General features: G+C 64.9%; 14 protein-coding genes. 10 read left to right on the top strand and 4 right to left on the bottom strand.

Translation table 11 applies throughout. From position 1 onward, the window contains the following. Positions 1-127 precede the first annotated feature (127 nt). Positions 128-721, top strand: a complete 594-nt coding sequence (locus V9K97_RS26860; protein WP_337321882.1) for a 2-hydroxychromene-2-carboxylate isomerase — start codon at positions 128-130, stop codon at positions 719-721. 37 nt (positions 722-758) lie between these two features. Next, on the top strand, positions 759-1,523 hold the full coding sequence (locus V9K97_RS26865) for an enoyl-CoA hydratase (protein ID WP_337321884.1): 765 nt from the start codon (positions 759-761) through the stop codon (positions 1,521-1,523). A gap of 24 nt (positions 1,524-1,547) precedes the next feature. Here V9K97_RS26865 and V9K97_RS26870 read toward each other — a convergent pair whose 3' ends face one another. Continuing rightward, the gene (locus tag V9K97_RS26870) at positions 1,548-1,967 is read right to left on the bottom strand and encodes an acyl-CoA thioesterase (RefSeq protein WP_337321885.1); all 420 of its coding nucleotides are present in this window, start codon (positions 1,965-1,967) and stop codon (positions 1,548-1,550) included. A gap of 43 nt (positions 1,968-2,010) precedes the next feature. Here V9K97_RS26870 and V9K97_RS26875 point away from each other — a divergent pair, with 43 nt between their 5' ends. Together V9K97_RS26875 and V9K97_RS26880 are read left to right on the top strand one after the other, a co-directional pair. Beyond that, positions 2,011-3,846: an ABCB family ABC transporter ATP-binding protein/permease gene (locus tag V9K97_RS26875; RefSeq protein ID WP_337321890.1), complete on the top strand. Its 1,836-nt coding sequence runs from the start codon at positions 2,011-2,013 to the stop codon at positions 3,844-3,846. Positions 3,847-3,892: 46 nt separating this feature from the next. Then, on the top strand, positions 3,893-4,831 hold the full coding sequence (locus V9K97_RS26880) for a 2-hydroxyacid dehydrogenase (protein WP_337321886.1): 939 nt from the start codon (positions 3,893-3,895) through the stop codon (positions 4,829-4,831). A 109-nt stretch (positions 4,832-4,940) separates the two neighbouring features. Here the strand turns inward: V9K97_RS26880 and V9K97_RS26885 are convergent, their stop codons facing one another. Further along, positions 4,941-6,383 (bottom strand): amidase, encoded by a 1,443-nt coding sequence (locus V9K97_RS26885; RefSeq protein ID WP_337321887.1) that lies wholly within the window; start codon positions 6,381-6,383, stop codon positions 4,941-4,943. Between the two features lie 61 nt (positions 6,384-6,444). On the opposite strand from V9K97_RS26885, the gene V9K97_RS26890 reads away from it, so the two are divergent. From V9K97_RS26890 to V9K97_RS26915, 6 genes are all read left to right on the top strand, one after another. Further along, on the top strand, positions 6,445-7,446 hold the full coding sequence (locus tag V9K97_RS26890; protein WP_337297482.1) for a LysR substrate-binding domain-containing protein: 1,002 nt from the start codon (positions 6,445-6,447) through the stop codon (positions 7,444-7,446). 174 nt (positions 7,447-7,620) lie between these two features. Beyond that, positions 7,621-9,072: an aspartate ammonia-lyase gene (locus V9K97_RS26895; protein ID WP_337321888.1), complete on the top strand. Its 1,452-nt coding sequence runs from the start codon at positions 7,621-7,623 to the stop codon at positions 9,070-9,072. 172 nt (positions 9,073-9,244) lie between these two features. Continuing rightward, entirely contained in the window at positions 9,245-10,147 is a 903-nt protein-coding gene (locus V9K97_RS26900) for an amino acid ABC transporter substrate-binding protein (protein ID WP_258503941.1), read from the top strand. Between the two features lie 136 nt (positions 10,148-10,283). Continuing rightward, the gene (locus V9K97_RS26905; RefSeq protein WP_337297481.1) at positions 10,284-11,018 is read left to right on the top strand and encodes an amino acid ABC transporter permease; all 735 of its coding nucleotides are present in this window, start codon (positions 10,284-10,286) and stop codon (positions 11,016-11,018) included. Between the two features lies 1 nt (position 11,019). After that, on the top strand, positions 11,020-11,709 hold the full coding sequence (locus V9K97_RS26910) for an amino acid ABC transporter permease (RefSeq protein ID WP_337297480.1): 690 nt from the start codon (positions 11,020-11,022) through the stop codon (positions 11,707-11,709). A 33-nt stretch (positions 11,710-11,742) separates the two neighbouring features. Continuing rightward, positions 11,743-12,480, top strand: a complete 738-nt coding sequence (locus V9K97_RS26915) for an amino acid ABC transporter ATP-binding protein (RefSeq protein WP_258508239.1) — start codon at positions 11,743-11,745, stop codon at positions 12,478-12,480. A 73-nt stretch (positions 12,481-12,553) separates the two neighbouring features. Here V9K97_RS26915 and V9K97_RS26920 read toward each other — a convergent pair whose 3' ends face one another. Together V9K97_RS26920 and V9K97_RS26925 are read right to left on the bottom strand one after the other, a co-directional pair. Beyond that, entirely contained in the window at positions 12,554-13,492 is a 939-nt protein-coding gene (locus V9K97_RS26920) for a nucleoside hydrolase (protein WP_337321889.1), read from the bottom strand. A 56-nt stretch (positions 13,493-13,548) separates the two neighbouring features. Then, a complete protein-coding gene (locus V9K97_RS26925; RefSeq protein WP_281147834.1) occupies positions 13,549-14,586 on the bottom strand; it encodes a DctP family TRAP transporter solute-binding subunit in 1,038 nt (345 codons plus the stop codon). Positions 14,587-14,735: the final 149 nt, after the last annotated feature.

The raw sequence follows: 14,735 nt of genomic DNA on the forward strand, positions 1-14,735 counted from the left end.
CGGGTGCTCCGCGCAGCGAAATAAAGGAGGAGGGCGAAGCCCGGGGGACATTCGCGGAGGGGAGTACCCGGTGGCCTGTGCGCACGCCCTGAACAAAACGCCCTGAACAAGCGCCCAAGGAGACCCAATGAAAAAGTCCGTAGATTTCTATTTCGACTTCGGCAGCCCCGCCGCCTACCTGGCCGCCACCCAGCTGCCGCACGTCTGCGCCGACACCGCCGCCGAGCTCGTCTGGAAACCCATGCTCCTGGGCGGCGTGTTCCAGGCCACCGGCAACCGGTCTCCGGCCGAAGTGGTGCCCAAGGCGCCGTACATGACCATCGACCTGCAGCGCTTTGCCAAACGGTACGGCGTGCCCTTTGTGCACAACCCGCACTTTCCCATCAACACGCTGCTGCTCATGCGCGGGGCCACCGGCATCCAGATGAAAGAGCCGGAACGATTCGGCGCTTATGTCGACGCCATTTTTCACGCCATGTGGGTCGAACCCAAGAACATGAATGACCCGGCCGTCGTCGGCGCCGTGCTTCAAAATGCGGGCTTCGACGCCACTGCCTTGCTCGCGCTGGCCGGTTCGCAGGACGTGAAAGACCGCCTGAAAACCGTCACGCAAGAAGCCGTGGAGCGGGGCGTGTTCGGCGCCCCCACCATGTTCGTCGGCGACCAGATGTTCTGGGGCCAGGACCGCCTGGATTTTGTGCGAGAAGCCCTCGACGCCTGAGCGTGGCGTCACCCGTTTTTATTCAAGGACCATTCCCATGAGCGACATCCTCGTCCACACCGAAGCCGGTGTGATGACCATTACCTTCAACCGCGTCGACAAGAAAAACTCCATCACCAGCGGCATGTACGCCGAACTGGCCGATGCACTGGCCACGGCCGAGGGCGACGCGGCCGTGCGCTGCGTGCTGATCCAGGGCGACCCGACCATTTTCAGCGCCGGCAACGACATCGGCGACTTCCTGAATGCCCCGCCCGCCGGCAAGGAGTCGCCCGTGTTCCGCTTTTTGCGCGGCATCGCCACCTTTCCCAAGCCCGTGGTCGCCGCCGTCTGCGGCCCGGCCGTGGGCATCGGCACCACCATGCTGTTCCACTGCGACCTCGTCTACGCGGGCGACAACGCGGCTTTCTCGATGCCTTTCGTGAACCTGGGCCTGTGCCCCGAGGCGGCCTCGAGCCTGCTGGTGCCGCAGATGCTGGGCTACCACCGTGCCGCCGAGGCGCTGTTGCTGGGTGAGCCTTTCATGGCCGAGGCCGCGCTCGAAGTGGGCCTGGTCAACCGCATCGTGCCGCCGACCGAAGCCAACGCCATCGCCCAGGTTCAGGCCCGCAAGCTCGCGGCCAAGCCGCTGAGCGCGCTGGTAGAGACCAAGCGCCTGCTGAAGAAGGCGCAACTGCCCGCCGTGCTCGAGCGCATGGACGAAGAGGGCGCGAGCTTCGGGCGCATGCTGCGGGAACCGGCCGCGCGCGAAGCCTTCGGCGCCTTCATGGAAAAGCGCAAGCCGGATTTTTCGAAGGTCTGAGGGGCTCCACACCCCTGCGCCGATTTACTTCTCGATCGGCCGCGGGCGGCCGTGGTCGTCGATGGCCACGTAGGTAAACGTGGCCTGCGTCACCTTGATGTACTCGCCCTGCGCCCGAAAACGCTCGGCAAACACCTCGACCGTCACCGTGACCGAGGTGCGCCCGATGCGCACCAGCTTCGAATAGAACGAGAGAATGTCGCCCAGCCGCACCGGCTGCTTGAAGATGAACTCGTTCACCGCCACCGTGGCCTGGCGGCCCTTGGCGTAGCGCGCTGGAATGACCGAGCCGGCCAGGTCGCACTGCGCCATGACCCAGCCGCCGAAGATGTCGCCGTTGGCGTTGCAGTCCGCCGGCATGGGAATGACCTTGAGCACCAGCTCCATGTCGGTGGGCAGGCTTTTGAGGGTGGCGGCAGCGTCGGTGCTGGAAGTATCGGACATGGGCACAATCTGAGGCAGAACAAAGCAACCACGATTGTCCCTCATGCGCCGCAGCGGCGAAGCCCTACCTCCATCGTCCCATCCCGTCGCCGGGCACCCCCCGGCGCGCAGCGACCGCTCCGACTGGGCCACGCTGCGCCGGCTTTTTCCCTACCTCTGGCAATACAAGTGGCGGGTAATGGCCGCGCTTGCCTTCATGGTGGGGGCCAAGGTGGCCAACGTCGGCGTGCCGGTGCTGCTCAAGAACCTCATCGACACAATGACGCCCAAGCCCGACATGGCGCAGGCGCTGCTGATCGTGCCCATCGGGCTTTTGCTGGCCTACGGGCTGCTGCGGTTCTCGACCGCGCTCTTCGGCGAGCTGCGCGAACTGATCTTTGCCAAAGCCACCGAAGGCACGGCCCGGCAGATTGCGCTGGAGGTGTTCGGCCACCTGCATTCGCTGAGCCTGCGCTTCCACCTGGAGCGCCAGACCGGCGGCATGACGCGCGACATCGAGCGCGGCACGCGCGGGGTGCACTCGCTCATCTCGATGTCGCTCTACAGCATCGTGCCGACCATCATCGAGCTGGTGCTGGTGCTCACGATTTTGGGCGTGAAGTTCGACTCGCTCTTTGTCTGGATCACGGCCGCGGCGCTGGTGCTGTACATCACGTTCACGGTCACCGTGACCGAGTGGCGCACCCAGTTTCGCAAGACCATGAACGAGCTCGACTCCATGGCCCAGAGCCGCGCGGTCGATTCGCTGCTGAACTACGAAACCGTCAAGTACTTCAACAACGAGGAGTTCGAGGCGAAGCGCTACGACGCCAGCCTGGACCGGTACCGCAAGGCCGCCATCAAGAGCCAGCGCACGCTGAGCATGCTCAACATCGGGCAGCAGATGATCATCGCCGTGAGCTTGGTGCTGATGCTGTGGCGCGCCACCTCGGGCGTGGTCGAAGGGCGCATGACGCTGGGCGACCTGGTGATGGTCAACGCCTTCATGATCCAGCTCTACATTCCGCTCAATTTTCTGGGCGTGATCTACCGCGAGATCAAGCAGAGCCTGACCGACCTCGACAAGATGTTCGTGCTGATGGAAAAAGAGCGCGAGGTGCGCGACGCGCCCGGCGCGCAACCGCTCGCGGGCGTCGACTCCACCATCCGCTTCGAAGACGTCAGCTTCGCCTACGAACCTGCGCGCCCCATCCTGAAGCACGTGAGCTTCGAGATCCCGGCCGGCAAGACCGTGGCCGTGGTCGGCCCCTCGGGCTCCGGCAAGTCAACCCTCGCACGCCTTCTCTACCGCTTCTACGACGTGCAGCAGGGCCGCATCACCATCGGCGGGCAAGACATCCGCGAGGTGCAGCAATCCAGCGTGCGCCGCGCCATCGGCATCGTGCCGCAGGACACGGTGCTGTTCAACGACACGGTCGAATACAACATTGCCTACGGTCGGCCGGGCGCAACCCGCGAAGAGGTGGAAGCCGCGGCGCGCGCGGCGCGCATCCACGACTTCATCTCGGCCACACCTCTGGGCTACGAAACCACGGTCGGCGAGCGCGGCCTCAAGCTTTCGGGCGGAGAAAAGCAGCGCGTGGCCATTGCGCGCACGCTGCTCAAGAACCCGCCCATCGTGATCTTCGACGAGGCCACCTCGGCGCTCGATTCCGCCAACGAGCGCGCCATCCAGTCCGAGCTCAAGAGCGCGGCGCAGGACAAGACCACGCTGGTCATTGCGCACCGCCTGTCGACGGTGGTCGATGCGCACGAGATCCTGGTGCTCGAAGCCGGCGTGATCGTCGAGCGCGGCACGCATGCCGAGTTGCTGGCCAGGCAGGGCCGCTATGCGCAGATGTGGGCTTTGCAGAAGAGCGAAGCAACCCCGCTGATGTAGCCCGATCATTCATTTCTTTGTTTCTCATTGATCCAGGAGTTCAGACGTGCCGACCAAGATTCCCCTGCTGGTGCTCAACAGCCTCTCGAGTGCCCACCAGGCCCAGATTGCCGAAATCTACGACGTGACCTACGCCTTCGATCCCGCCGCGCGCGCCGCGGCCGTTGCGGAGCACGGCAAGAAGTTTCGCGCGGTGCTGACCATCGGCGTCATCGGCATCACGCCCGAAGAAATCGCGGCCATGCCGGCACTTGAACTCGTCTGCTGCATGGGCGCAGGCTACGAAGGCGTGCCGCTCGACGTGACCCGGGCGCGCGGCATCGTCACGGCCAACGGCGCGGGCACCAATGACGACTGTGTGGCCGACCACGCCTTCGGCCTGCTGATCAGCATCGTTCGCGGGTTTCGCCAGCTCGACCGGCTGTGCCGCGAGGGCGTGTGGCGCGAGGCGATTCCGCAGCCGCCGAACGTGTCGGGCAAGAAGCTCGGCATCCTCGGGCTGGGCACCATCGGCCAGAAAATCGCCAAGCGCGCCGCCGCGTTCGACATGGAAGTGGGCTATCACAACCGCAAGCCGCGAGAAGGCGCAACGCAGCGCTACTTCGACGACCTGAAGTCGCTCGCCACGTGGGCCGACTTCCTGGTGCTCGCCGCGCCTGGCGGGCCGGCCACGCGCCACCTGGTGAATGCCGAGGTGCTCGATGCGCTCGGGCCGCAGGGCTTCCTGGTCAGCATCGGCCGCGGCAGCGTGGTCGATACCGAGGCGCTGGCCGCGGCGCTGCGCGAGAACCGCATTGCGGGCGCGGGCCTGGATGTCTATGAAAGCGAGCCGAAGCGGCCCGAGCCGCTGATCGGCTTGGACAACGTGCTGCTTACGCCGCACATGGCGGGCTGGTCGCCGGAGGCGACGCAGAAATCGGTCGACCATTTCCTTGCGAATGCTGAAGGGCATTTCGCGGGGCGCGGTGTCTTGACGCCGGTCTGATGGTCTTGCCCCTTCCCCCTCTGGGGAAAGGTTGGGATGGGGGCGGGCAGGGCGCCCAGTGGATGCGCCGCGTGCCCCCACCCCCGCCCTCCCCCGGAAGGGGAGGGAGTCAAGCCAAAACCGGCGGGCGTTGCTTGCCCCATCCGCAGGCCCGCTCATACACATTCCCCAGCCGCAGCACGCCGAGATCCGCATGGATCGGCCCGGCCAGCTGCAGGCCCATCGGCAACCCGCCCTCGCCGAATCCCGCGCGCACATTCAGCGTCGGCAACCCGGCCAGGGTGAACGGCGTCACAATTTCCATCCAGCGGTGATACGTGTCGCTCGGCACGCCGGCCACTTCGGCGGGCCAGTGCAGTTCCGCATCGAAAGGGAACACCTGGGCCGATGGCGCCAGCACGAAGTCGAAGCGCTCGAAGAGCTTGACGAACGCACGGTACACATTCGAGCGATAGAGCGAAGCCTGGTACAGCGACGCCGCATCCAGGTGGCGGCTCTGCTCTATTTCCCACTGCGCCTCGGGCTTGAGCTGGGCAAAGAGCTTCGGGTCGCTCAGGTACGCGCCGAGCTTGCCGCCGACCAGCAACTGCCGCAGGCGCAGCCACGCGTTCCAGTTGTGCTCGCGCGGCACATCGAGCGTGCAGGGCTCGACTTCGCAGCCGATGGCGCGAAAGGTGTCGAGTGCGCGCTCGCCCAGTTCGCGGATGCCCGGCGCCAGCGGCAGATCGGGCCAGATGCCGCCGAGCCAGCCCACGCGCAGGCCCTCCACGTTGTCGTCGAGCCGCAGTGCATCGGGCGCGGGCAGGGCCTGCGGCGACGACAGCGGCACGCGCGTGTCGAAGCCCGCCTGCACCGCCAGCAGCCGCGCGGTGTCTTCCACGTTGCGGGCCATCGGTCCTTCGGTGCCCAGTTGTTGGAAGAACAGCTCCTGCTCGGGATCGCCGGGCACGCGGCCGCGCGAGGGCCGCATGCCGATCACGTTGTTGAAGGCGGCCGGGTTGCGCAGCGAGCCCATCATGTCGCTGCCGTCGGCCACCGGCAGCATGCCCAGGGCCAGCGCCACCGCGGCGCCGCCGCTGCTGCCGCCGGCGCTGCGGTCGGGCGCATAGGCGTTGCGGGTAATGCCGAACACCGTGTTGTAGGTGTTCGAGCCCAGGCCGAACTCCGGCGTGTTGGTCTTGCCGATCACGATGGCACCGGACTCCCGCATGCGCGCGACGTGAAGGCTGTCGGTGCGCGCCGGGGTGCGCGGCGAAAGCGGCGAGCCCATGGAGGTCGGCAGGCCGGCTGCGTGGCTCAAGTCCTTCACCGCCAGCGGAAAGCCGTGCATCCAGCCGCGCCGCTCGCCGCGTGCCAGTTCGGCGTCGCGTTCACCGGCTTCGGCCAACAGGGCTTCGGGTTCGCGCAGCGAAACAATGGCGTTGAAGCGCGGGTTGAGCGCCTCGATGCGCGCCAGCGACGCTTGCATCACCTCGCGGCAGGACACCTTTCGGCTCCCGATCAGGTGCGACAGTTCGGTGGCGGTCAGTTCGGGCAGGTCGGCAAAAGACATGGCGAGTGCGGGAAAAGGAGGGGGCGCCCAGTATGGCGCGGCGCTCGCATAATCGCCGCGTATGGAAACAAAGTGGCTAGAAGACTTCATCAGCCTGGCGGAAACGCGCAGCTTCAGCCGCTCGGCCCAATTGAGGCATGTCACGCAGCCGGCTTTTTCGCGGCGCATCCAGGCGCTGGAGGGCTGGGCCGGCACCGACCTGGTCGACCGCAGCTCCTACCCCACGCGCCTCACGCCCGCGGGCCAGACGCTCTACAGCCAGGCCATCGAGATGCTGCAATCGCTGCAGAGCACCCGCGCCATGCTGCGCGGCCATTCGGCGGCGGGGCAGGACGTGATCGAGATTGCGGTGCCGCACACGCTGGCCTTCACCTTCTTTCCTTCGTGGGTGACCAGCCTGCGCGAGCACTTCGGGCCCATCAAGAGCCGGCTCATCGCGCTCAACGTGCACGACGCCGTGCTGCGGCTGGTCGAAGGCAGCTGCGACCTGCTGATTGCCTATCACCACCCCTCGCAGCCGCTGCAGCTCGACGCCAACAAGTACGAAATGGTCAGCCTGGGCGAGGAAACCGTGGCCCCCTGGGTCAAGGCCGACGCCGAGGGCGCACCGCGCTTCCGCCTGCCCGGAAGGCCCGGCCAGCCGCTGCCCTACCTGGGCTACGCGCCCGGCGCCTACCTGGGCCGGGTGGTCGACCAACTGCTCAAGGAATCGGGCACCGCCATCCACCTCGACCGGGTCTATGAAACCGACATGGCCGAGGGCCTGAAGGTCATGGCGCTCGAAGGCCACGGCATCGCCTTTTTGCCGCAGAGCGCGGTGCGCAAGGAAATCAAGGCGCGCAAGCTGGTGAGCGCGCTGCCGCCCGAGATCGACAGCCTGGAGGCGACGATGGAAATCCGCGCCTATCGCGAGCGGCCGAGCGCCCCCATCCCCGTCAAGACCGGCGCCGGCCGTTCCGCCAAGGCCGCGGCGGGCCTGGAAAGCCTGCAGCCCAAGCGCACGGCCGATGCGCTCTGGTCATACCTGGTCGGCGCCCAGCCGCCGACCCGCCGAGATGGTTGACGCCTGGAATTTGTGCGCTGCACAATCTATAAATGCCGCGCATGAGGCTCCCCGCAAACGGCATTGGCGTTGCGGGCGGGCCGCCACTACAGTCGCGGCAGCTTTCAGATCGCTGTCACAGCAAGTCTTCCGGCACGCGCCACCCGCGTGCTTTTTTTTAGCCGAGGAACCTGTATGAGCCCCAATTTCAGGACCGAACACGACTTCCTCGGCGAAAAGCAGATTCCTGCCCTCGCCTACTGGGGCGTGCACACCGCGCGTGCGGTCGAGAACTTTGCGATCTCCGGCACCCGCGTGTCGGCCATGCCCGACCTGGTGCGCGCCCTGGCGCTGGTAAAGAAGGCCGCCACGCGCGCCAATGCCGACCTGGGCGCCATCGACCGCGACCGCGCCGCCGCCATCATCCTGGCCTGCGACGACCTCATCGAAGGCAAGCTGCTCGACGAATTCGTGGTCGACGTGATCCAGGGCGGCGCCGGCACCTCGACCAACATGAACGCCAACGAGGTGATCTGCAACCTCGCGCTCGAAAAGCTCGGCCATGAAAAAGGCCGGTACGACGTGCTGCACCCCAACGACCACGTCAACGCCTCGCAGAGCACCAACGACGTCTATCCCACGGCGGTGCGGCTGGCGCTGTGGTTTGCCATCGACAAGCTGCTCGAATCCATGGCGGCGCTGCGCAAGAGCTTCGAAGCCAAGGCGCTCGAGTTCAAGGACATTCTCAAAATCGGACGCACCCAGCTGCAGGACGCCGTGCCCATGACGCTGGGGCAGGAGTTCCTGACCTACGCCATCATGATCGGGGAAGACGAGGCCCGGCTTGGCGAGGCGCGTGCGCTCATCGAGGAAATCAACCTCGGCGCCACGGCCATCGGCACCGGCATCAACGCGCCGCACGGCTATGCCAACCTGGCCTGCCAGTACCTGGCCGAGCAAAGCGGCGTGCCGCTGAAGCAGGCGGCCAACCTGATCGAGGCCACGCAGGACACCGGCGCCTTCGTGCAGCTTTCGGGCGTGCTCAAGCGCGTGGCCACCAAGCTCAGCAAGACCTGCAACGACCTGCGCCTGTTGTCCAGCGGGCCGCAGGCCGGCTTCGGCGAAATCCGGCTGCCGCCGCGGCAGGCCGGCTCGTCGATCATGCCGGGCAAGGTCAATCCGGTGATTCCGGAAGTCATGAACCAGGTGGCTTTCGAGGTCATCGGCAACGACATCACGGTCACCATGGCGTCGGAGGCCGGCCAGCTGCAGCTCAACGCCTTCGAGCCCATCATGGGATGGAGCCTGTTCAAGAGCATCAAGCACCTGAGCAATGCCTGCGTCACGCTGCGGGAGAACTGCGTCGTGGGCATCGAAGCGAACCGCGAGTTCCTGGCGAAGCGGGTGCGGGAATCGGTCACGCTGGTCACGGCGCTCAACCCCCTCATCGGCTACGAAAAAGCGGCGCTCATCGCCAAGACCGCGCTGGCCACCGGCGGACCGATCGACCTGGTGGCCGAATCACTGGGCATCATGACGCGCGCCGAGATGGACGCGCTGCTCGTGCCCGAAAATCTGACCCAGCCCGTTCGCCTGTCCGCACCGGTGCCCCCGGCTGCCGAGCCCTCGGGCACAAAGGCTGCTTAGTGAAAGTCGGACAATGCCAATGGGTAGCCCTGCACCACGACGGCGCCGCGATGCGCGGCGCCGGTGCAAGCGTCATCGAGAATGCACCGGGTTGGCCCGGGTATTCCCCATGACCTGAATGTCTAAAATTTAGTTGTATCTGTATCTTCCAGTCACCTCAGGAGTTTTCCGTATGAAAAAGCAAGTATTGGCATTGGCAATCGCAGCCGTGGCTGCCGGCAGCGCGTTTGCACAGGCCAATGACACCCTGGCCAAGATCAAGGCCTCGGGCACCATCACCGAAGGCGTGCGGGAATCTTCCGGCCTTTCGTACACGCTGGGCAACGGCCAGTACACCGGTTTCCACTACGACGTCTGCGCCAACATCATTCGCGACATCCAGAAGCACCTCGGCCTGGCCAAGCTTGAAACCAAGTACCAGCCCGTGACCTCGCAAAACCGCGTGCCCCTGGTGCAAAACGGCACCGTCGACCTGGAGTGCGGCTCCACCACCAACAACGCCACGCGCCAGAAGGACGTGTCGTTTGCCGTGACCACCTACGTCGAGGAAGTGCGCATTGCTGTCAAGGCCAACTCGGGCATCAACAGCATCAAGGACCTGAACGGCAAGACCGTGGCCACCACCACCGGCACCACGTCGGTGCAAACGCTGCGCAAGAACGAGCGCGCCGGCGGCATCGACTTCAAGGAACTGTATGGCAAGGACCACTCCGACAGCTTCCTGCTGCTCGAATCGGGCCGCGCCGACGCCTTCGTGATGGACGGTTCCATCCTGGCCTCGAACATCGCCAAGTCCAAGTCGCCTGCCGAATACAAGATCGTGGGCGAAGTGCTCAGCGTCGAGCCCATCGCCATCATGATCCGCAAGGACGACGCCGCCTTCAAGAAGGTGGTGGACGACAGCATCAAGGCGCAGATCAAGAACGGCGAACTCGCCAAGCTCTGGGACAAGTGGTTCCTGAAGCCGATTCCCCCGGCAAACGTCACGGTGAACCTGCCCCTGTCCGACGCCACCAAGTCGGCTTGGGCCAACCCGAACGACAAGCCGATGGAAGAGTACGCCGCGAAGAAGTAATCGCTACGAAGGTCATCCGCGCAACGCCCGCCGCCCCCGGCGGGCGTTTGTTTTCGCAGGCAACGCAATGCTGCGGCGCGCAGGCATGGCCTCTGCAAGCTGGCAGTCTGGAAATCTGAAAGAAGGAGAGTCCCCGATGGGATCAAACTGGGATTGGCAGGTCTTCTTGCAAGACCCGGGCGGGAAGTACCCGACCTACTGGGAGTGGATGCTGTCCGCATGGGGCTGGACCGTGTCGGTGGCCCTGCTGGCGCTCATCGTCGCGCTGGTGTTGGGTTCGCTGATCGGCATCATCCGCACCTTGCCGAACAGCCCCTGGCTCGTGCGCCTGGGCAATGCCTGGGTCGAGCTGTTCCGCAACATTCCGCTCTTGGTGCAGATCTTTCTCTGGTACCACGTCATTCCGGCGCTGATTCCGGTCATGAAGGGCGTGCCCAGTTTCGTGCTGGTGGTGCTGGCGCTGGGCTTCTTTACCTCGGCGCGTATTGCCGAGCAAGTGCGCTCGGGCATCCAGGCGCTGCCCAAGGGCCAGCGCTACGCGGGCATGGCGGTGGGCTTTACCACGCCGCAGTACTACCGCTACGTGATCTTGCCCATGGCTTACCGCATCATCATTCCGCCGCTCACGAGCGAAACGATGAACATCTTCAAGAACTCGTCGGTGGCGTTCGCCGTGTCGGTGACCGAACTCACGATGTTCGCCATGCAGGCGCAGGAAGAAACCTCGCGCGGCATCGAGGTGTACCTTGCAGTGACGGGGCTCTACGTGATCTCGGCCTTTGCAATCAATCGCATCATGGCCTTCATCGAGAAGAAGACGCGCGTGCCGGGCTTCATCGTGTCGGCCAGCGCCGGCGGCGGGGGACACTGACATGATGAATCTCGACCTGTCGTTCTATAACTGGGACGTCATCAGCAACTTCGTCGTCAAGGGCTTCTACTTCAGCATCATGCTGACGATCGTGGCCACCATCGGCGGCGTGATCTTCGGCACCGTGCTGGCGCTCATGCGGCTGTCGGGCAAGAAGTGGCTCGACGCACCCGCCGCCATCTACGTCAACGGCATGCGCAGCATTCCGCTGGTGATGGTGATCCTGTGGTTCTTCCTCCTGGTGCCGGCCTCGTTCTACGCGGCCTTCGGCTCCATCGGCTCGAACTACCGCTCGGAAATCTCGGCCGTGATCACCTTCATCGCGTTCGAGGCGGCCTACTTCAGCGAGATCATGCGCGCGGGCATCCAGTCGATTCCGCGCGGCCAGGTGAATGCGGGCCAGGCGGTCGGCATGACCTACGGCCAGAACATGCGCCTGATCGTGCTGCCGCAGGCGTTCCGCAACATGCTGCCGGTGCTGCTCACGCAGACCATCATCCTGTTCCAGGACACCTCGCTGGTGTATGCCATTGGCGCGTACGACATGCTCAAGGGCTTCGAGACCGCGGGCAAGAACTTCGGCCGCCCGATCGAGGCCTACCTGCTCGCGGCCGTCGTTTACTTCATCATGTGCTATGCCTTGTCGTGGCTCGTCAAGCGCCTCCACAAGAAGATTGCCATCATTCGCTGAGTGGCTGAACCGGAGAAAGAAATGTCCGAAAAAATGATTGAAATCAAGAACGTCTCCAAGTGGTATGGCCCGGTGCAGGTGCTCAACGATTGTTCGGTGAGCATCTCCAAGGGCGACGTGGTGGTGGTGTGCGGGCCCTCGGGCTCGGGCAAGTCCACCCTCATCAAGACCGTGAACGCGCTCGAGCCCTTTCAGAAGGGCGAGATCACCGTCAACGGCATTCCGCTGCACGACCCCAAGACCAACCTGCCCAAGCTGCGCTCCAAAGTCGGCATGGTGTTCCAGCACTTCGAGCTGTTCCCGCACCTGTCGGTTACCGAGAACCTCACGATCGCCCAGATCAAGGTGCTCGGCCGCAGCCCCGAAGAAGCCAAGACCCGCGGCCTGAAGATGCTCGACCGCGTGGGCCTGATGGCGCACAAGGACAAGTTCCCGGGCCAGCTCTCCGGCGGCCAGCAGCAGCGCGTGGCCATTGCCCGCGCGCTCAGCATGGACCCGATCGTGATGCTGTTTGACGAACCCACTTCGGCGCTCGACCCCGAAATGGTCGGCGAGGTGCTCGACGTGATGGTGAGCCTGGCCAGGGACGGCATGACCATGATGGTGGTCACGCACGAAATGGCCTTCGCCCGCAAGGTGGCCAGCCGCGTGATCTTCATCGACGTGGGCGGCAAGATCCTGGAAGACTGCCCGAAGGACGAGTTCTTCAGCCACCCGGAAAACCGCCAACCGCGCACGAAGGACTTCCTCAACAAGATCCTGCAGCACTGATCGATTCGCTGCAGCACAAAAAGCAAAAGCCACGCTGTTCGCCGCGTGGCTTTTTTATTGGGCCGGGGCTCTCTCAGGGTAGCCGCGCGATGTGTTCGGTCAGCAGGTCGAAGAATCCCTGCGCATCGCCATCGACGATCCAGTTCGCGTTGGCGGGGCGGTTCAGGCTACCGTACCAATCGGCCGCTGTCTGGCCGAAACCCATGCCGTCGCGGCTATCGACCTCGACGTTGAGCGGCCTGCCCCTGAAGAGAGAAGGCTGCAGCAAATAGGCGATCACGGTCGCGTCATGCACCGGCCCACCGGGCATGTCGTAGTGCCGCATTTCCTGCGGCGCATAGGCGCCCAGGATGTCGGCCACGATGGCGCCGGCCCGGTTGCCGATGCCGCGAAGCCGCGCGATGCGTTCGTCGCTCGTGAGAATCTTGTGCGTCACGTCCAGCGGCAGCATGGTCGTCGGCACACCGCTTTTCAGCACGGCCTCCGCCGCATGCGGATCGGCAAATACATTGAACTCGGCGGTCGGCGTGATGTTGCCGCCGTTGAAATGCGCGCCGGCCATGAGCACCAGTTCGCGCAGGCCGCGCACGATGTCGGGGGCTTGTTCAAGCGCGAGCGCCAGGTTGGTCTGCGGGCCGAGCATGGCGAGCGTCACGCTCTTTTCAGGCGCCGCACGCAGCGTGCGAATGAGGTAATCGACCGCATGCCCTTCGGCCAGCGGCACAGCCGGCTCATGAACCTCGACGCCGGTGATGCCTTCGCGGCCGTGGATGTTGGCCGCGTAGATCGGCGTGCGCTGCAAGGAGCGCTCGGCGCCGGCATACACCGGAATGTCCGGACGCCCGGCCCATTCGCAGGCGAGGCGCGCATTGCGCGAGGTCTTGGCCAGCGGAACGTTGCCGGCCACCGTGGTCAGCGCCTGGAGCTTCAGTGCTTCAGGCGCCGCCATGGCAAACAGCAGCGCGATCACATCGTCCGCGCCGGGGTCCGTGTCGATGATCAGGGTGTGCATCGCGACATTGTCGCGGCGTCACCCTGAATCGACGACGGTGCTGTCTTCCTGCCGAGTTACTTCTTGCGTGCTGCGATGGCCTTCTCGGCCTTCGCCACGAGGTCGGCACCCACGGTGCCCTTCCACTTTTCGTACACCGGCCGCGTGGCCTTCACGAAGGCTTCGCGCTCGGCTGGCGTGAGCTGTGTCACGGTCACGCCCATGCCGGCAATGTCCTTCAGCACCGGCTTGTCGGCTTCGACCAAGCCCTTGCGCGCAATGGCAATCTCCTGCTGTCCCGCATCAATGGCGGCCTGGCGCACGATGGCCTGGTCGGCCGGCGTCCACGAAGCCCAGATTTCCTTGTTGACCACGAAGACCAGCGGATCGGCAACATAGCCCCAAGTGGTGACGAACTTCTGGCCCACGTTCTGCATCTTGAGCACGGTGAACAGGAAGAGCGGGTTCTCCTGCCCGTCGACCGCGCCGCTGGCGAGTGCGGGCTGCGCATCGGCCCAGCTCATCTGCGTGGGGTTGGCACCCAGCGCGGTGAACATGTCGGAGTAAATCGGCGAGCCGACGACGCGGATCTTCATGCCCTTCAGGTCTTCGGGCGACTTGATCGGCTTCTTGGAGTTGGTGATTTCGCGGTAGCCGTTCTCACCCCAGGCAAGGGGCACGACGCCGGCCTTGTCGAGGGTCTTGAACATGTCCTTGCCAACCTCGCCTTGGGTGAGCGCATCGATGGCCGCGTAGTCGGGCATCAGGAAGGGCATGGAGAAGAGGTTGAGCTGCTTGACTTGCGGCGACCAGTTGATGGTCGACCCCACGGCCATGTCGATCACGCCCTGGCGCAGCGCGCTGAACTCGCGGGTCTGGTCGCCCTGGATGAGCGAGACGCCGGGGTAGAGCTTGATGTTGATGCGGCCTTGAGTACGTTCCTTCACAAGGTCGGCCCAGATCTTCCCGGCCTGGCCCCACGGCGTGGGCGGGCCGAGCACGAGCGACATCTTGTATTCGGGCTTGTAGGCGGCCTGCGCCATGGCGCCGGTCGAGAACATGCCCAGGGCGGTGGCTACGGCGGCAAGGCCCAAGAGGGTGCGGCGGAATTTCATGAGAGGTCTCCTTGTTTTCTGAACACTACTAAGCAGGGGATTTTTTCGGGAACGGTTGGGTGTTGCGGGGCTGCTGTTCAGGGCTTGTGCAAAGGCCACCGGGTACTCCCCTCCGCGAATGTCCCCCGGGGCTGCGCCCCTCCTCCTTT

The organism is Variovorax sp. CCNWLW186 (assembly GCF_037203865.1).
Lineage (GTDB): Bacteria > Pseudomonadota > Gammaproteobacteria > Burkholderiales > Burkholderiaceae_C > Variovorax.

Bases quoted from the DNA above. Each gene is read 5' to 3' on its own strand.
- V9K97_RS26860 (WP_337321882.1), top strand. From the start codon at position 128: ATGAAAAAGTCCGTAGATTTCTATTTCGACTTCGGCAGCCCCGCCGCC.
- V9K97_RS26865 (WP_337321884.1), top strand. From the start codon at position 759: ATGAGCGACATCCTCGTCCACACCGAAGCCGGTGTGATGACCATTACC.
- V9K97_RS26870 (WP_337321885.1), bottom strand. From the start codon at position 1,967: ATGTCCGATACTTCCAGCACCGACGCTGCCGCCACCCTCAAAAGCCTG.
- V9K97_RS26875 (WP_337321890.1), top strand. From the start codon at position 2,011: ATGCGCCGCAGCGGCGAAGCCCTACCTCCATCGTCCCATCCCGTCGCC.
- V9K97_RS26885 (WP_337321887.1), bottom strand. From the start codon at position 6,383: ATGTCTTTTGCCGACCTGCCCGAACTGACCGCCACCGAACTGTCGCAC.
- V9K97_RS26890 (WP_337297482.1), top strand. From the start codon at position 6,445: ATGGAAACAAAGTGGCTAGAAGACTTCATCAGCCTGGCGGAAACGCGC.
- V9K97_RS26895 (WP_337321888.1), top strand. From the start codon at position 7,621: ATGAGCCCCAATTTCAGGACCGAACACGACTTCCTCGGCGAAAAGCAG.
- V9K97_RS26900 (WP_258503941.1), top strand. From the start codon at position 9,245: ATGAAAAAGCAAGTATTGGCATTGGCAATCGCAGCCGTGGCTGCCGGC.
- V9K97_RS26905 (WP_337297481.1), top strand. From the start codon at position 10,284: ATGGGATCAAACTGGGATTGGCAGGTCTTCTTGCAAGACCCGGGCGGG.
- V9K97_RS26910 (WP_337297480.1), top strand. From the start codon at position 11,020: ATGATGAATCTCGACCTGTCGTTCTATAACTGGGACGTCATCAGCAAC.
- V9K97_RS26915 (WP_258508239.1), top strand. From the start codon at position 11,743: ATGATTGAAATCAAGAACGTCTCCAAGTGGTATGGCCCGGTGCAGGTG.
- V9K97_RS26920 (WP_337321889.1), bottom strand. From the start codon at position 13,492: ATGCACACCCTGATCATCGACACGGACCCCGGCGCGGACGATGTGATC.
- V9K97_RS26925 (WP_281147834.1), bottom strand. From the start codon at position 14,586: ATGAAATTCCGCCGCACCCTCTTGGGCCTTGCCGCCGTAGCCACCGCC.